At 65.3% G+C, this 15,483-nt stretch carries 15 protein-coding genes; 8 read left to right on the top strand and 7 right to left on the bottom strand.

Going from position 1 to position 15,483, the window contains the following annotated elements:
• The first annotated feature begins 143 nt into the window (after positions 1-143).
• The 4 genes from AC25Z0_RS08485 (at position 144) to AC25Z0_RS08500 (ending at position 3,312) form a co-directional block, all read left to right on the top strand.
• On the top strand, positions 144-596 hold the full coding sequence (locus AC25Z0_RS08485; RefSeq protein ID WP_488120673.1) for a GNAT family N-acetyltransferase: 453 nt from the start codon (positions 144-146) through the stop codon (positions 594-596).
• Positions 597-611: 15 nt separating this feature from the next.
• Positions 612-962: an MGMT family protein gene (locus AC25Z0_RS08490; protein WP_488132887.1), complete on the top strand. Its 351-nt coding sequence runs from the start codon at positions 612-614 to the stop codon at positions 960-962.
• A 224-nt stretch (positions 963-1,186) separates the two neighbouring features.
• Positions 1,187-2,509, top strand: coding sequence for an HNH endonuclease signature motif containing protein (locus tag AC25Z0_RS08495; protein ID WP_488132888.1), 1,323 nt, complete (start codon positions 1,187-1,189; stop codon positions 2,507-2,509).
• A 167-nt stretch (positions 2,510-2,676) separates the two neighbouring features.
• Positions 2,677-3,312, top strand: a complete 636-nt coding sequence (locus AC25Z0_RS08500; protein WP_488132889.1) for a GntR family transcriptional regulator — start codon at positions 2,677-2,679, stop codon at positions 3,310-3,312.
• A gap of 12 nt (positions 3,313-3,324) precedes the next feature.
• Here the strand turns inward: AC25Z0_RS08500 and AC25Z0_RS08505 are convergent, their stop codons facing one another.
• Genes AC25Z0_RS08505 through AC25Z0_RS08525 form a run of 5 tightly spaced genes read right to left on the bottom strand, consistent with a single transcriptional unit; the run spans position 3,325 to position 7,677 of the window.
• On the bottom strand, positions 3,325-4,338 hold the full coding sequence (locus tag AC25Z0_RS08505) for a VOC family protein (protein ID WP_488132890.1): 1,014 nt from the start codon (positions 4,336-4,338) through the stop codon (positions 3,325-3,327).
• Positions 4,339-4,342: 4 nt separating this feature from the next.
• Positions 4,343-5,437, bottom strand: coding sequence for a 4-oxalomesaconate tautomerase (locus tag AC25Z0_RS08510; RefSeq protein WP_488132891.1), 1,095 nt, complete (start codon positions 5,435-5,437; stop codon positions 4,343-4,345).
• Positions 5,434-6,234: an NAD(P)-dependent oxidoreductase gene (locus tag AC25Z0_RS08515; protein WP_488132892.1), complete on the bottom strand. Its 801-nt coding sequence runs from the start codon at positions 6,232-6,234 to the stop codon at positions 5,434-5,436. The genes AC25Z0_RS08510 and AC25Z0_RS08515 overlap by 4 nt, the downstream gene beginning before the upstream one ends.
• Positions 6,234-6,935, bottom strand: coding sequence for a 4-carboxy-4-hydroxy-2-oxoadipate aldolase/oxaloacetate decarboxylase (locus AC25Z0_RS08520; RefSeq protein ID WP_488120666.1), 702 nt, complete (start codon positions 6,933-6,935; stop codon positions 6,234-6,236). Before AC25Z0_RS08520 ends, AC25Z0_RS08515 begins: the two co-directional genes overlap by 1 nt.
• Positions 6,936-6,945: 10 nt before the next feature.
• On the bottom strand, positions 6,946-7,677 hold the full coding sequence (locus tag AC25Z0_RS08525) for a PIG-L deacetylase family protein (protein WP_488120665.1): 732 nt from the start codon (positions 7,675-7,677) through the stop codon (positions 6,946-6,948).
• A 156-nt stretch (positions 7,678-7,833) separates the two neighbouring features.
• Here AC25Z0_RS08525 and AC25Z0_RS08530 point away from each other — a divergent pair, with 156 nt between their 5' ends.
• The 4 genes from AC25Z0_RS08530 to AC25Z0_RS08545 are packed head-to-tail and all read left to right on the top strand — an operon-like array spanning position 7,834 to position 11,306.
• A complete protein-coding gene (locus tag AC25Z0_RS08530; RefSeq protein WP_488132893.1) occupies positions 7,834-8,805 on the top strand; it encodes an ABC transporter substrate-binding protein in 972 nt (323 codons plus the stop codon).
• 50 nt (positions 8,806-8,855) lie between these two features.
• Positions 8,856-9,686 (top strand): ABC transporter permease, encoded by an 831-nt coding sequence (locus AC25Z0_RS08535; RefSeq protein ID WP_488120663.1) that lies wholly within the window; start codon positions 8,856-8,858, stop codon positions 9,684-9,686.
• Complete coding sequence (locus tag AC25Z0_RS08540) at positions 9,683-10,456, top strand: ABC transporter permease (protein ID WP_488132894.1); 774 nt, start codon at positions 9,683-9,685, stop codon at positions 10,454-10,456. The genes AC25Z0_RS08535 and AC25Z0_RS08540 overlap by 4 nt, the downstream gene beginning before the upstream one ends.
• Positions 10,457-10,508: 52 nt before the next feature.
• Complete coding sequence (locus AC25Z0_RS08545) at positions 10,509-11,306, top strand: ABC transporter ATP-binding protein (protein ID WP_488120900.1); 798 nt, start codon at positions 10,509-10,511, stop codon at positions 11,304-11,306.
• Between the two features lie 210 nt (positions 11,307-11,516).
• Here AC25Z0_RS08545 and AC25Z0_RS08550 read toward each other — a convergent pair whose 3' ends face one another.
• On the bottom strand, positions 11,517-13,322 hold the full coding sequence (locus AC25Z0_RS08550) for an ABC transporter ATP-binding protein (RefSeq protein WP_488132895.1): 1,806 nt from the start codon (positions 13,320-13,322) through the stop codon (positions 11,517-11,519).
• Positions 13,319-15,175, bottom strand: coding sequence for an ABC transporter ATP-binding protein (locus tag AC25Z0_RS08555; RefSeq protein ID WP_488132896.1), 1,857 nt, complete (start codon positions 15,173-15,175; stop codon positions 13,319-13,321). The genes AC25Z0_RS08550 and AC25Z0_RS08555 overlap by 4 nt, the downstream gene beginning before the upstream one ends.
• Between the last annotated feature and the right edge of the window lie 308 nt (positions 15,176-15,483).

The following is a 15,483-nucleotide window of genomic DNA, read 5'->3' on the forward strand; positions in this document are numbered from 1 at the left end:
GACAGTTTTCAGCTGAATGCAGCCAAACATCCGCTGTGCGTCGCCCAAGGTTTGCGGTGAAGTAGCAAGGATTCGCTGTGAACGCCAGATGTCATCCCTACGGACGACTACCACCAGCCCCACCGGCACGTTAGCCTGTTCACATGCCTGAGCTGAGACTGGAAGAACTGTCCGCACGCAACATCGTTGCTGCCAACAACCTGAGCTTGAAGCCCGGCCAGGAGCAATTCATCGCCCCTGTCACGTACTCCGTCGCCGCGTCGACCATCAACCCGGCCACCTCCTGGCAGCGCGTTGTGCTGAGCGAAGAAAAGGTCGTTGGCTTCATTCACGGCAACTTCGACCCAGAGTCTCCCCAGGAAGAACTGCGCGCCTGCATCTGGCGCATCAACGTCGACGCCGACGCGCAGGGCCAGGGTGTCGGCAAGTTTGCCGCGCACGCCCTCGCCGAAGAAGCGCGGAAGCGTGGCTTCAACCGCATCACCGTCATCTGGGAGCCGGGCGAAGACGGCCCTGAAGCGTTCTTCCACCGCATCGGCTTCACCGACGTCGGCGAGACCCAGTACGGCGAGACCATCGGCGCGCTCGAACTCTAGCGCCCTCCCCCAGCGATGCGCCTCGGCCCCGACAGCCCGTTCGTGGCCAGCGTGCTCGACATCGTCGACTCAATTCCAGCCGGCCGCGTGATGACCTACGGGGATGTCGCGGCTGTACTCGGCTCACGCGGTGCTCGTCTCGTGGGCCAGGTGATGTCGCACTACGGAGCGGATGTCGCGTGGTGGCGCGTCATCCGCGCCGGCGGGCATCCGCCGATTGAGCACGAGCAGCGCGCCCTGCAGCACTACCTGGCGGAGAAGACGCCACTGGTGCTGGCGTCGGGGACGGGCACCAGCGCGGCCACGGGCACGTATCGCATTGCTCCCGCTGCGCGCTGGTTCCCGCCCAACGACGACCTCGGCTGACGACGAACGCCTGAGGGACGAGGTCGGGCCTCGACACCACGCGCGCCGATCTCGAAACGTGCTGAGCTCGACATGGAGCCCACCTCCGGTGGTCGAGGAGCGAGCGCCAGCGAGCGTCTCGAGACCTCTCGGCCGGCGTCAGACAGGCTCCTCCACAGGTCGCGCCTCGCGGCAGTTATCCACAGTGAAATACCCAGATCAGGGCATATTTCTGACCCATAAGAATGTCGGTGGTGCCGAGGATAATTCAGGGTATGAACCCCCTCATGAAACAACTCGGCATAGAAGTCGAGGAGGCCGCCCGATTGCATCGGAGCCTCGCGACCATCGCGGCGGCGGAGGCCGTCGCGATCGACCGGGCTCGCATGACAAGCGAGTCCATGACCACCGCACCGATCACCGCACCCCAGGCGGAACAAGCCTTGGCGAACGAGCGAGTGCTGGTCACCGAACTGACCTGTGCGTTCCGGGTGCCGGAGCGCACCGTGGAAACGATGATCGCGGTCAGCAAAGCCCTTGTGCATGAGCTGCCCGCCACCCTGGCAGTCCTGGAGACAGGAGAAATCAGTTATCGGCACGCGACCATCCTCGTCGACCAGACCATCGGGCTCTCGCCGGAAAACACCGCGGCCCTGGAGGCGGCCGTGCTGCCCGATGCGGGCAGGCTGACGGCGGCGAAGTTCGCGCGGAAAACCCGCCTGGTGCGGGAGCGTCTCGATGCGGAGTCCATCACGGCCCGGCATGAACGCAGTGTTGCAGACCGAGCGGTCTTCTTCGAACCCGCCAAAGACGGCATGTGCTGGGTCAGCGCGTTCCTCCCTGCAGCCCAGGGGCAGGCGATCGTGAACCGGGTGACGAACTTTGCGATGAGTCTGCAGGGTGCGGATGAGTCGCGCACGCTGACGCAGTTGAAGGCGGATGTGTTGGTCGATCTCGTCCTTGACGCGGACGGTGGTGGAAACCGCGGCATCAAAGCCGATGTAGCCATCCTGGTGCCGGCGCTGACGCTCCTCGGGCGGAGCGACGAGCCCGCCATCCTCGAAGGCTACGGCCCGATCGATCTGGACACCGCCAAGGAACTCGTTGGCTCCGCGACGAGCTTCGTGCGCATCCTCACCCACCCCGAAACAGGCGCGTTCCTGTCCGTGGGACGGGAACGTTACCGGCCACCGGCCGATCTCCGCACGGTGTTGCAGTTGCGGGACGGCACCTGCCGGTTCCCCGGCTGCAACAGGGCCGGGAGGCAGAGCGATCTTGATCACACAATCCCATTCGAAGAGAACGGGCAGCAGGGTGAGACGAGGTTGACGAATATGGCTTGCCTCTGCGCGAAGCACCATCGCGACAAGCACGAGATCGGTTGGCAGGTTAGTCAGAACGACGATGGCATCCTGCATTGGATATCCCCAACCGGCCACAAATACGACACCGAACCCGAAAACGAGATCGGGCCACGCGTTCCGGCCACAGTCCCAGTCCCAGTCCCAGTCCCAGTCTCGGTCCTCCCGGTCCCGGCCGAACCCGATACGAGCATCCCGCCGTTCTAGGTCGCCGTTCCAGCTCGCCGTTCTAGCTCGCCGTTCTAGCTCGCCGTTCTAGCTCGCCCGACCGGTCTCTCATCGCTGCGCCGCGCCAGCGGTGTCATTGCTCGACACCGCAGCGAACACGCCCGCATGTCAGAGCAACGGTCGCAACTGGAACTACGATCAAAACCATGAGTGTCGATATCTACGAGCAGCTGCGCGACGCCATTGCGACCGGGCAGCTGCACCCCAATGAGCGCCTGGTCGAAGCCGACCTCAGCGCCCGCTACGCCGCGTCGCGCAGCGCGGTGCGCACGGCACTCGTCCGCCTCGAGCAGGAAGGGCTCGTCGAGCACGAACGCAACCGCGGAGCCAGGGTGCGATTCATCGGCGAGGCAGAGGCGATCGAGATCTACGAGGTGCGCGCCCTGCTCGAAGGACTCGCCGCGCGGAAGGCCGCAGAGCTCGCCACCGATGCCGACCTCGCCCGCCTGAATGCGCTCGTCACCGACATCCGCTCACGCCTCGACTCCGATGACCTGATGGGCGCCTCAGAGGTCAACATGCAGTTGCACAGCGAGATCATGGAGCTGGCTGGGCACACGACGGCCTCGCGCCTCGTCGCCAACCTCAACTCACACTTGGTGCGGTACCACTACCGCACCATCATGCAGCCGGGCAGGCCGGAGAAATCGTTCGCGGAGCACAGCGCCGTCGTCGATGCCATTGTGCGGCGTGATCCGGATGCCGCAGAGCAGGCCATGCGCAGCCACCTCGCCCAGCTGACCAGAACCCTCTCAGATCCGCTGCGCACCGCCGACGTCTAGACCCGCCGACCTCTAGACAGGGACGACCGGGGTGCCGTGGGTGTGGAACGTATCGATTGTCTTCAGGCCCCAGGCCTGACCCTTCGCGCGTTCGGCCGCCGTCCAGCTGATTGTTTGCCAGTCCGGCGCCAGTATCAGCCGCGCGCCGGCGTTGCACAGCTCGATGCGATTGCCGCCCGGCTCCCAGACATAAAGGAAGAACGTCTGCTGGATGGCGTGCTTGTGCGGGCCGGTCTCGATGTGGATGCCGGCCTCCAGGAACACGTCTGCCGCCCGCAGGATGTCCTCGCGGGTGTCCGTCGCGAAGGCGACGTGGTGCAGCCGCCCTGAGGCTCCCGTCCAGTCGCCCGTGTAGACGAGGTCGTATGACTTGTTGCAGACGGAGTACCAGATCGCTGCCGGCTCACCGTCGTCCGTGACGATCCGCTCCGTGCAGCGAGCGCCAAGCACATCGCCGAGGAAATCGGCAACCGGCGGCACATCGCCCGTCAGGTAATTGACGTGGTCGAGCCTGCGCACATTCGCGCCGCGCCCGGGGAAGGCGGCCGCCTGGTTCTTCAGGGCCGGCCGGTCTGAGTCGTCTGCCTGGTAGCGCTCGACCTCCCAGTACAGCCCCATCGGGTGACCGTCAGGATCGTCGAACAGATAGACCGGTCCGAGCCCGCGCACCGACGTGTCCCATCCCATCCCCCTGCCGCTGGCCTCGACATCGGCGACTTCGCGATCCAGCGCCTGGGGGCTCGCTGCCCGCAGGAACGTGCGTCCGATGCCGGCCGCCTCCCGCTGGATAAGCCGCACGGTATAGCTCTGGTAGTCATCCCAGGTGTGCAGGTACACCGAATCTGCGTCGCGGTACACCTCACGCAACGCCATCAGGTTCACGAAGAAATCGCGCGATTCCTCCAGCACAGGCGTGTACAACTCGATCGGCCCCACGTGCGCGATGTCGCGGGAACGCGCAGGGTCGTGCGTCAGCTTCGGCGCAGCGATGTCGACGAGTGGCGCGGTTGCGGGGCTGTCTGCCATGGTGTCAGTGTCCTTGCGTACGGGGCCAGACGCGGCCGTCGAAGAGCTTGCGAGCGGTGCGGATGACGGCACTGCGGGTGAGCTGCAGCTCACCAGTGTGCGTCGCGAGTTCAACCTCGACGTCGAAGTACCCGGTTGGATGTTCGATGCGGAATGCCCCGCTAGCCGTGCGCGCACCGACCAGGTCCGCGGCGACAGATCCGGGCACCAGCGCGCCGGCGGCCACCGAGATGGCACCGACGACACCGATGGAGGTATGCACCCGCTTCGGAATGAACGTGCGGGTGGACAGGGTGCCACCGTGCTGGGGCGCCGACACAATGGACATCTTCGGCACCGTGCTGTCGCGCACATCACCGAGTCCCATCGCGTGGCCGGCGAGCAACCGGATCTCCTCAACCAGCGCAGTGAGCGTGCCATTCTCCTCAAGCTCTGTGGGGCTCTCCGCACCGGAGACGTCGAGGTCGTCTGCTCGCAGCAACACGACAGGCATACCGGCGTCAACGCAGGTGACCTCCACCCCCGCGAACGTGTCCCTGGCGTTGCCGGTCGGCAGCAGCGGCGAGCCGGTGCTCGGAAACTCAAGCGGCACCCCTGCAGCCGGGAACGGCACCCCGTCGATCAGCACATCGCCGGCGTAGTTCACCCGTCCATCCGGGGTCGACACGCGCGCGGTTGCCGTGCCCCCACCGCGGTTCAGGATGCGGATGCGCACGGCAGTGACGGCATCCGCTCCCCCGCCCAGCGCCGGCAGCAGCCCGCGTTCGAGCGCGAACGGCGCCACCCCGGCCAGGAGGTTGCCGCAGGTCTGCTGGTCAGACACCAGCGGCGCATCGACCTGCACCTGCAGGAACAGGTAGTCGATGTCGATTTCCGGCTCTGCAGAGCGGGAGATCACCGCGACCTTGCTGGTGAGCGGATGCCCGCCGCCAATTCCGTCGATCTGCCGCGGATCGGGCGAACCCATGATGCGCAGTAACAGGTCGTCGCGCTCTACGGCATCCGCTGGCAGGTCATCGGCGAGAAAGTAGGCCCCCTTCGAGGTGCCTCCGCGCATGAGCATGCACGGGATGCCGTCGGCCTCGCCGGACGCGGTCATCGCAGCACACCGCCCCGTGGAATGCTGACGGCGCCCACCGACATGAGCGTTTCGACGGTGCCACGCGTCATCGCAGCAGAGAGGCCTTCTCCCTCCACCATCTCAACGGCCGCCTGCATCTCGTGCACGCGGCGAGCGCTGTGCTGCATGGTGCCGTCGAGGAGCCGGCCGAGCACCGCAGGGCTCAATCCGGTCAGGGTCTCTGTGACGTGGTCGGAGAACCAGTCGAGCTGGTCATAGGCCTCCGCCGTGCGCAGCGACTCGACCAGGAGCGCGGTGACGCCCTTGACCACGATGCTGCGAAGAAGCTTCCGCGTTGCGGCCGCCCCAGCCTCGCCGCCCAGGGACTCGATCACCATGCCGTGCGGGGCGAGCTCATCGGCCAGCCGGTCTGCGCCGGGGCCGGACGCCAGCACAGGGGTCGCCAGCCCGGCTAGTGTCACCGGTGCCATCAACACCGCGTCGACGAAACTGATGCCGTGTTCGCTCGCGGTGCGGGCGAGGTCGACCTTCAGGTGCGGGCTCGAACTGGAGAAGTCAACGTAGAGAGCACCGGGGCTGGCAGCCCCGAGCACCGATTCCAGTGCAGAGAAGGCATCTGGAGCAGCGGTCAGGGCGAAGATGACCGCGGCGCCTGCCACGGCCTCCGCGGCAGAGGACGCCGTCGTGTACCGGGTGGATTGGGGCGCAACCGCGGGGTCGTAGCCACTCACGCTGGCCGTCGCACCGAGGCCATCGGCCAGGACGCGACCGGCCTCACCGAGTCCCAGGACGGCAACGACCATCGTGTCTGGCATCAGAGCTCGCGAGCGGGAAGGCGGTCGACGTACTCGACGCCGAGCTCGGCCAGCAGCGGGCGCAAGCTGTACATATCAACGCCCAGGATGCCATCGGCCAGTTTCCGGCGCTTGGTCGCCTCGTTTGCCACCCGCGCTTCGGAGGCGGCGAGCACTGCAGCGCTGTCGACGCGGTCCACCCGCATCACCCCATCGTCGTCGGCGATGATCACGTCGCCGGGGTTGATCAGCTGGCCGGCGCACACCACGGGCACGTTCACAGAACCCGGCGTCGCCTTGACGGTGCCCTGCGAGTGCACGGCACGCGACCAGACCGGGAAGCCCATCTCACGCAGGGTGGCGATGTCGCGCACTCCGGCATCGATCACGAGGCCGCGCACCCCTCTCGCGAGCAACGACGTCGCCAGAAGGTCGCCGAACATGCCGTGCACGGACGGCGACGTTGTGGTGACGACCAGGATGTCTCCTGGCCTGCACACCTCAACGGCGGCGTGGATCATCAGGTTGTCGCCGGGGTGAGCAGAGACGGTGACCGCGCTGCCGGCTATGGCCGCGCCGTCCTGTCTGGCCTGGATCTCTGGTCCGAGGAGTCCGATACGACCAGCCGCTTCGTGCGCGGTTGCGACACCGACGCTGGCGAGTCCGTCGATCGTCTCCTGGTCAGCGCGGTCGATGGTGCGCACAACGAGGTGTTGCGACATCCGCTTCCCCCTAAGCCAGCTCTGACGTGACCTGCGGATAGACCCGCTGGTACGCCTCGGCGAATGTGTTGACTGGCAGCCCGAGGTTCGGCCCGCTGTTGCGTTTGGCCTGCACACCTCTTCGGCGTCCGAGGTCACTGTAGTACTCGACCAGGTGGCCCTGGGCGCCCAGGCTCTGCATGGCAGCGAGCTTGGTCTCCCAGACCGACGTGATGTCGAGCAGCACGTCTGGCACGAAGCCTGAGACCTCGCTCTGGTGCGGTTCGAAGCAGAACACCGGCGGAGCACCGATGACATCGCCGGCCCCGACCACACCGGCCGCCTGGGCGAGGATGCGTGCCTTGCGCGCAATCTCGCCGGCGGCAGGGTGGTCGACGTTGTACGGATCGCCCGGCGTGTGGGTGAGCACGGCGCTCGGCTGCAGTTCACGGTAGAGCTCCACCAGCTGGGTGAGCAGTTCAGGGGTTTCCACCAGCGGATAGTCGCCGGCGTCGTAGAACCGCACCTCTGCGCCGAGGTGCGAAGCGGCGACTTCGCCTTCTTCCCGCCGTACGGCCTTGACCTCGTCCATGCTCTTCCCTGCGCGCCACAGGCTGGCAGACTCCCCACGCTCTCCATAGCTCAGGCAGGCGATGACGGCACGCTGTCCGCGTGACACGGCCAGGGCCAGTGCACCACCGGCCCGCCAGACAAAGTCACCAGGGTGAGCGGTGATGGCAAGCAGCGGACCAGGCTCGGTCATGGAATCTCCTCGGTGAGATAGGTGAGATGCAGGTGCAAATGGCGTGAAGCAGAAATTGGTACTGGACACACGCTACAAAGTCGTAACATAATTGTCAACAATCTCGTAGTACACCCTTAGCTCCCTCACACAACAGCCTCAACACAATGGAGTGTCATGAAGAAAACGCTTGTGATCGGACTCGCCTCTGCGGCCCTCATCGCCCTGAGCGCGTGCTCAAACACGCCCGCCGATACACCAGAGTCGAATGCTGCCTCTGACGCCGCTCCTCTCGCCGTGAAGGTCGGCGTCATCCCCATCGCAGATACCGCAGCCCTGTACCTCGGCGTTGACAAGGGCTTCTTCGCAGATGAGGGCCTGGACGTCACCATCGAGACGGCGACGGGCGGCGCGGCCATCGTGCCATCCGTGGTCAGCGGTGACTACCAGTTCGGCTTCAGCAACCTGCTCTCGCTCATGGTTGCCGAGGAGAAGGGGCTTCCGCTCCAGGTCGTCAGTGCGGCCGTTGCCTCGACCGGGGACACCGAAAGCGACTTCGGCGCCGTCATCGTGCCAGGAGACTCCCCCATCACCTCGATGAAGGACCTCGAAGGCAAAACGGTCTCCAGCAACAGCCTCGGCAACATCAACGACACCGTGGTGCGCACCCTTGTCGACGAAGACGGTGGAGACTCATCCACCATTGAATTCGTCGAGGTCGCGTTCCCCGACGCCGGCGCTGCCGTCGCCAACAAGCAGGTCGACGCAGCCTACGTCGTCGAACCCTTCGTCACGGCTGCCCTGGCCGCCGGCGATCGCGTGGTCTCTTATGCATACGCCGACTTCGACCCGAACCTCAACGTCGCCGGCTACTTCGCCACGTCCGACACCGTCGACAACGATCCTGAGCTCGTCTCCAAGTTCCAGAGCGCCATGAAGAAGTCGCTCGAGTACGCGGAGGCCAACCCCGACGAGGTGCGCGCCATTATCGCGACGTACACCAAGACACCGGCCGACGTGCTGGCGACGATCGTCCTCCCCTCGTTCCCGACCGAGATCGACGCCGACGCGACAGAGAAGCTGGGTGAGGCCGCCGCCAAGTACGGTGTCCTGAAGAGCGCACCGGATATGAGCACCTTCCTGCCGTAGCCCGTCGCATCGCCCATCACCGGATACACACAACGAAGTGGCTTCCCAGTATGAGTAGTAGCAGTGACCAGAGTCAGAGGCGCAAGCCACGTGGCTCCGCCGGCATCACCCGGGCATCCAGCCTGGCCCTCGGTGCCGGCGGAATCATCCTGTTCCTGCTTATCTGGGAAGCCGCCCCGCGGCTCGGCCTGGTCAACGAGCGGTTCCTGCCGCCGGCCAGCGAGGTACTGGCCCAGCTCGGCCAGTACCTCGTCGAACCGGAGTTCTGGGGCGACGTCGCCGACACCATGACCAGCTGGGCACTCGGCCTGGCCATTGCCAGCATCGCAGCGGTCGTGATCGGCCTCATCATCGGCTCCAGCCAATTCCTGCGGCGCGCCACCCACACCACGATCGAGTTCCTCCGGCCCATCCCGTCGGTCGCCCTCATCCCCCTGGCCGTGCTCCTGTTCGGCCAACGGATCGAATCAACCCTCCTGCTCGTCGTCTACGCGGCGTTCTGGCAGGTGTTGCTCCAGGTGCTGTACGGCATAGCGGATGTCGACAAAGTTGCAGACGACACCGCCAGGAGTTACGGGCTCGGCCGACTGGCGCGCATCCGCTACGTTGTCTGGCCGACGACCCTGCCCTACCTGATGACGGGTCTTCGCCTGGCCGCAGCCGTGGCCCTGATCCTCGCCATCACGGCCGAACTGATCATCGGTACGCCAGGGCTCGGCAAGCAGATCGCTGACACCCAGGCCGGGGGCGCCGTCACCTCGATGTACGCCCTGGTGCTCGCGACCGGGATGATCGGGGTTCTGATCAACCTCGTCGCCCGCGCCGTCGAGCGACGCGTCCTGGCCTGGCATCAATCCGTTCGAGGAGAGGTGATCGTATGAGCCTGCTCAAGCGGATCGCGTATTTCATCGGCCTCCCCGTCATCCTCATCGCGCTCTGGGCAATTCTCACCGCCGGATCCACCAACTTCTATGTGCCGAAGCCGGGCCAGCTCGTTGAGACGTTCTGGGTCACGTGGTCGGGCGAGCGGTTCTGGGAGGACGTGCTCCCGAGTCTCGGCCGCCTGGCCATCGGCTTAATCTGCGCCATCGTCTTCGGCGTTGCCCTCGGCGTGCTGATCGGGTCGAGCCAGTTCTTGCGGAAGCTCCTGGAGCCGCTGCTCGAGTTCTTTCGCGCCATCCCTCCGCCCGTGCTTGTGCCGCTGCTGCTGCTCATCATCGGCGTCAATGACCAGATGAAGATCGCCGTCATCATCTCTGGCTCGATCTGGCCGGTGCTGCTCAACACGGTCGAAGGGGTGCGGAGCGTCGATGCCACCCTCTCAGACAACTGCCGCAGCTACGGCATCACAGGCTTTGCGCGGGTGCGCTACCTTGTGCTGCCCGGCGCGAGCCCGCAGATCATGACCGGCGTGCGCCAGTGCCTGTCGATCGGCCTCATCCTCATGGTGATTTCAGAGATGTTCGCCTCGTCGTCTGGCCTCGGGTACACAATCGTGGCATTCCAGCGCAACTTCGCTATCCCAGAGATGTGGAGCGGCATCGTGGTGCTCGGCCTGATCGGCCTGGCGCTTGCCCTCATCTTCCAGTTCGTCGAGCGCCGGGTATTGCAGTGGTACCACGGCCTGAAAGAGGCCCAAAATGACAGTTAGCGAGTTCCCCATGCCCGTGTCTCCACCCACAGCGGCCAGCACCGCTGTTCCGATGCTCTCGGTGCGCGGCGTGCAGAAGATCTACAAGTCTCCCTCCGGCGACGTCGAGGCGGTGCGGAACCTCACCTTCGACCTGGCGGCCGGCGAACTCGTCTGCCTCGTCGGGCCGTCTGGTTCTGGCAAGACCACGCTGCTCAAGTGCATTGCGGGCCTGATGAGCCCAACGACGGGCTCCGTCGAGCTGAACGGTACGACGGTGGCAGGGCCGCCCAAGGCGATGGCCGTGGTGTTCCAGGAGTATGGGCGAAGTCTCTTCCCGTGGATGACAGTTCGGGCCAACGTCGAGCTGCCGCTCAAGAACCAGAAGGTTCCGAAGGCGGAGCGCACCCGCGTTGTCGACGAAGCCCTCGCCGCTGTCGGGCTCGACCACGTGCCGAAGAGCTTCCCCTGGCAGCTGTCTGGCGGCATGCAGCAGCGCGTGGCCATCGCTCGCGCTGTCGCGTACAAGCCGCAGGTGCTCCTGATGGACGAGCCGTTCGCCGCCGTCGACGCGCAGACGCGTGCCGACCTTGAGGACCTCATCCGCACGATCTGGAAGCAGCTCGGCGTGACGATCCTGTTCGTCACGCACGACATCGATGAGTCGGTGTATCTCGGCGAGCGCGTGATCGTGCTGTCGAACTCGCCAACGGTGGTGCAGGAGGACCTCCGCATCGACCTGCCGGACGAGCGCGACCAGCTCACCACGCGCTCACTGCCGCGCTTCACAGAGCTGCGCTCACACGTGTATGCCCAGATTCAGCGGGCGAAGAGCGGCCAGGGCGCCCCTGACCAGCCAGCACCTCACTAGCCAGCACTCGCAGGCCGCCAACGCAATCCACTCGCAAGAAATCGACCCAAAGCATCAGTTTTAGGTCGATTTCTTGCGAGCGGATGTCGGAAGCGAACAAGTGGACGCCAGAAGTGAGGCCGAGGAGGGCTGGTCTCGAGACGGCCCTGGCGGGCCTCCTCGACCACCGGATGCCGGCCAGCAGCGGATGCCGCTGGCCGGCGTCATCCGCTAGACCAGCGACTCCCGCCAGGCCGCGTGCAGCTTCGCGAAGCGCCCGGTGCCGGAAATGAGCGCATCGGGCGTGCCGTCCTCGACGACGATGCCGTGCTCCATGACCAGCACCCGGTCGGCGATCGCCACGGTCGACAACCGGTGAGCGATGATCACGGCGGTGCGGTCGGCCAGCAGTGTGGTCAGCCCCTCCTGCACGAGTCGCTCGCTCGGGATGTCGAGTGATGACGTCGCCTCGTCGAGGATCAGCACAGCTGGGTTGGCCAGGAACGCCCGCGCAAACGAGATCAGCTGGCGCTGTCCGGCAGACACGCGCCCGCCGCGCTTGTTCACGTCGGTGTTGTACCCGTTCGGCAGCCCCTCGATGAACTCGTGCGCCCCGACGGCGCGCGCCGCCGCGACGATCTCGTCGAAGGTGGCATCCGGTTTGCCGATCGCGATGTTGTCAGACACCGAGCCGCTGAAGAGGTATGACTCCTGGGTGACCATGACGATCGCCCTGCGCAGGTCCTTCGGGTGCAGGTCGCGCAGGTCGATGCCATCGAGCGTCACGTGGCCGTCTGACGGGTCGTAGAACCGAGAGATCAACTTGGCGAGGGTTGTCTTTCCCGCCCCTGTCGACCCGACAAGGGCAATGGTCTGCCCAGCCGGAATCTCAAGGTCGAAGTGCGGCAGGATGACGCGATCGGCCCTGTAGGCGAACTGCACATTGTCGAAGCCAATGGTTCCCTGGGCTACGAGGTGGTCGACGGGCTTCAACGGGTCCGGCACGCTCTGGCGCTCTTCGAGCACCCCAGAGATCTTCTCAAGTGCCGCGGCTGCCGACTGGTAGGAGTTGTAGAACATCGCCATCTCCTCCATGGGGTCGAAGAAGCGACGGGTGTACAGCAGGGCCGCAAGCAGCGCACCGATCGCGAGCTGGCCATCCGCTACCCGGATTCCTCCGACGAGCAGCACACCGGCCACCGTCACGTTGCCGATCAGCACGAGTCCCGGGTCGAAGACACCGAACAGCTGGATGACCTTGGCGTTGACATCGCGGTAGTCCTCGACGAACTCGCCGAACTCCTTCTCGTTGCGCTTCTCCTTGCGGAATGCCTTCACCGCACGGATGCCGGTCATCGTCTCGACGAACTGCACGATCAGGCGAGCGGATGCCACCCGCGACTGCCGGAACAGTGTCTGCGAGCGCGACTGGAACCAGCGCGTCAGGAAGAACAGCGGCACCAGCGACACGAACAGCACCAGGCCGCTCACCCAGTCGAGCGAGAACAGCGCGATGGCGACGAACACCATGTACAGCACGCCCTGCACGAGCTGGTTGATGCCGGAGTCCAGCAGCTCCTTGATCGAGTCGAGGTCACTGGTCTGGCGCGAGATGATGCGCCCTGAGGTGTACGACTCGTGGAACTCCAGGCTCAGCTTCTGCGTGTGCAGGAAGACGCGCTTGCGCAGGTCGATCAGCACGGCCTGGCTGATGCGGGCAGACAGTACGGTGTACCAGGCGATCAGCACAGCCCCGATCACGCCGGTGCCGAGGTAGATGATGCCGGTCGCCATGAGCGGCACCCAGTCCTGATTCATCAAAGCAGGCAGGCCCTGGTCGATTCCGAAGGCGATCAGGGCTGGCCCTGCAACCTGCGCTGCCGTCGACACGACGACGACAACCATCGCCAGCAGCACCTTCCAGCGCACCGGGTACAGCAGCGAACGCAACAGCACCAGCGATCGGGAACGAATCTGCGCGCTTTCCTCCTTGGTGAAGTCGTTGCGCTCTTCACCCTCTACTCCGGTCACACTCACAGTGAGGCCCCCTCTCGGCGTGCTTCGCGTCGCTGTTCGTCTTCCAGGCTGGAAATGACGAACCGGTAGTGGTCGTTCGCGGCCAGCAGTTCGGCGTGGGTGCCGACAGCGGTGACCCGGCCGTTCTGCAACAGCGCCACCCGGTCGGCCATCATCACCGTGGATGGGCGGTGGGCGACGATCAACGCGGTGGTGGCCGCCAGTACACGACGGAGGCCGGCCTCGACCTTCGCTTCGGTGTTCACGTCGAGTGCGGACAACGGGTCGTCGAGCACGAGCACGGCCGGCTTGGCCGCCACGGCACGCGCCAGGGCGAGCCGCTGACGCTGACCACCGGACAGGCTCATGCCTTCTTCACCGACCTTGGTGTCTGCGCCCTCTGGCAGGTCGTAGACGAACGAGGCCTGGGCGATCTCGAGCGCCTCGTCCAGTGCGGCATCCGCTTCTGGACTGCGTTCGGCGAACTCGGGTCTGCCGAGCAGCACGTTGTCCCTGACGGATGTCGAGAACAGCGTTGCGTCTTCGAACGCCATGGCGAGGTGGCTGCGCAGCTCCTCCCTGCTGAAGTCGCGCACGTCGATGCCATCGAGCTTCACCGCGCCGCCCGTCACGTCGTAGAGGCGGGTGGTCAGCGCTGTCAGCGTCGACTTCCCAGATCCAGTGAGGCCGACAAGCGCCATCGTCTCGCCAGGCTCGAGCACCAGGTCGATGCCGTCGAGCAGGTCAGAGAATCGCTCTGGCGAGTCGTGATACCTGAAGTGCACATTCTCGAACGACAGGCGGCCCTTCGGGTCGGCCAGTGTCTGGGGCGCCTCGGGGTCGGTGATCTCGTTCGGGGTGTCGAGGATGTCGAAGAACCTGTCGGTCGCGGTGCGCGCGTCGAACGTCATCGACAGCAGGAAGCCGATCGACTCAACGGGGAAGCGCAGCACGGTCGCCGTCGCGAAGAACGCGACGAGCTCGCCCACGCTGAGCTGGCCCTGGCTGGCCAGCCAGACGCCGGCCATCAGGCAGAGTGCGAATGCAACATCCGGCACCAGCAGCAGCCACAACCAGATCCCGGCGATCGCCTGGGCCTTCTCGATCTCGGTGCCGCGCAGGCTTTCGGCTTGGGTCTCAAAGTTCTTCAGCGCGAACTTGCCGCGCCCAAACGCCTTGAGCACCCGGATGCCGTGCACCGACTCCTCGACGGCTGTCGCGAGGTCGCCTGACTGGTCCTGGCTGCGCCTGGCGATCTCCGAGTACTTGTTCTCGAAGATGTACCCGTAGATCCAGACCGGAATCGAGCAGACCAGGAAGATCAGGCCGAGGATCCAGTTCATCGAGATCAGGATGACAAATCCGACCAGAATCGTGAGGAAGTTGACCACGAGCAGCACCAGGCCGAATGAGATCCAGCGCCTGATGAGGTTGAGGTCGCTGACCGCACGCGAGAGCAGCTGGCCGCTCGGCCAGCGGTCGTGGAAGGTCACGGGCAGATCCTGCAGACGCGCGTAGAGACCGTTGCGCATGCGCGCCTCGATGTGCGTGCCCGGCGTGAGCACGAACCAGCGCCGGAGGGCGATCATGATGGCTTCGAGCACGCCGAGCGCCAGCACGATGCCGACGGCAGGCCAGATCTCGCTCACGTCGCCGTCGGACAGCGGACCGTCAACGAGGCCGGCGAGCACCTGCGGGATCGCCAGGGCGACCAGTCCCGCAAGCAGCGCTGCGAGCATGCCGAGGTAGATCCGGGGCAGTGCTGGCTTGGCAAAGGGATACAGGCGCACGAGCGTCTGGAAGGTGTTCTTGCGCGCAGGTACTGGTGTGCCTGCGGGTTGGGGCGGATGGGAGTGTTCTGCGGTCGCAGTCATGGTGGGAATCCTGAATGTAAGAAAAAGCACGTGAACGCCGCGTCAGAGCAAGCCGGTGGCCGCAAGCGGCAGCGATCAGGAAGCGCAAGCTTCCTATAAGTGGGCAGCGAATGCTGCAAGGGATCCGAGACGGATGGGCCTTAATCGATGGACGGTGTACCAGGGCGACGCCGATAGGCGAGCACGGCAAAGAATGTGCCAGTGTTCGCAATCTCCACGATCGTGAGCTGTGCAGTCTTTGTCATGTCGTCCCCCAGTGCGTTTCGATTCATCGTCATGCCTTGTTCAGGCAGCCTTCCAGAATAGGG

The organism is Leifsonia sp. Y862 (assembly GCF_057669585.1).

Coding starts and splice junctions, on each gene's coding strand:
- AC25Z0_RS08485 (WP_488120673.1), top strand. CDS start 144: ATGCCTGAGCTGAGACTGGAAGAACTGTCCGCACGCAACATCGTTGCT.
- AC25Z0_RS08490 (WP_488132887.1), top strand. CDS start 612: ATGCGCCTCGGCCCCGACAGCCCGTTCGTGGCCAGCGTGCTCGACATC.
- AC25Z0_RS08495 (WP_488132888.1), top strand. CDS start 1,187: ATGTCGGTGGTGCCGAGGATAATTCAGGGTATGAACCCCCTCATGAAA.
- AC25Z0_RS08500 (WP_488132889.1), top strand. CDS start 2,677: ATGAGTGTCGATATCTACGAGCAGCTGCGCGACGCCATTGCGACCGGG.
- AC25Z0_RS08505 (WP_488132890.1), bottom strand. CDS start 4,338: ATGGCAGACAGCCCCGCAACCGCGCCACTCGTCGACATCGCTGCGCCG.
- AC25Z0_RS08510 (WP_488132891.1), bottom strand. CDS start 5,437: ATGACCGCGTCCGGCGAGGCCGACGGCATCCCGTGCATGCTCATGCGC.
- AC25Z0_RS08515 (WP_488132892.1), bottom strand. CDS start 6,234: ATGCCAGACACGATGGTCGTTGCCGTCCTGGGACTCGGTGAGGCCGGT.
- AC25Z0_RS08520 (WP_488120666.1), bottom strand. CDS start 6,935: ATGTCGCAACACCTCGTTGTGCGCACCATCGACCGCGCTGACCAGGAG.
- AC25Z0_RS08525 (WP_488120665.1), bottom strand. CDS start 7,677: ATGACCGAGCCTGGTCCGCTGCTTGCCATCACCGCTCACCCTGGTGAC.
- AC25Z0_RS08530 (WP_488132893.1), top strand. CDS start 7,834: ATGAAGAAAACGCTTGTGATCGGACTCGCCTCTGCGGCCCTCATCGCC.
- AC25Z0_RS08535 (WP_488120663.1), top strand. CDS start 8,856: ATGAGTAGTAGCAGTGACCAGAGTCAGAGGCGCAAGCCACGTGGCTCC.
- AC25Z0_RS08540 (WP_488132894.1), top strand. CDS start 9,683: ATGAGCCTGCTCAAGCGGATCGCGTATTTCATCGGCCTCCCCGTCATC.
- AC25Z0_RS08545 (WP_488120900.1), top strand. CDS start 10,509: ATGCTCTCGGTGCGCGGCGTGCAGAAGATCTACAAGTCTCCCTCCGGC.
- AC25Z0_RS08555 (WP_488132896.1), bottom strand. CDS start 15,175: ATGACTGCGACCGCAGAACACTCCCATCCGCCCCAACCCGCAGGCACA.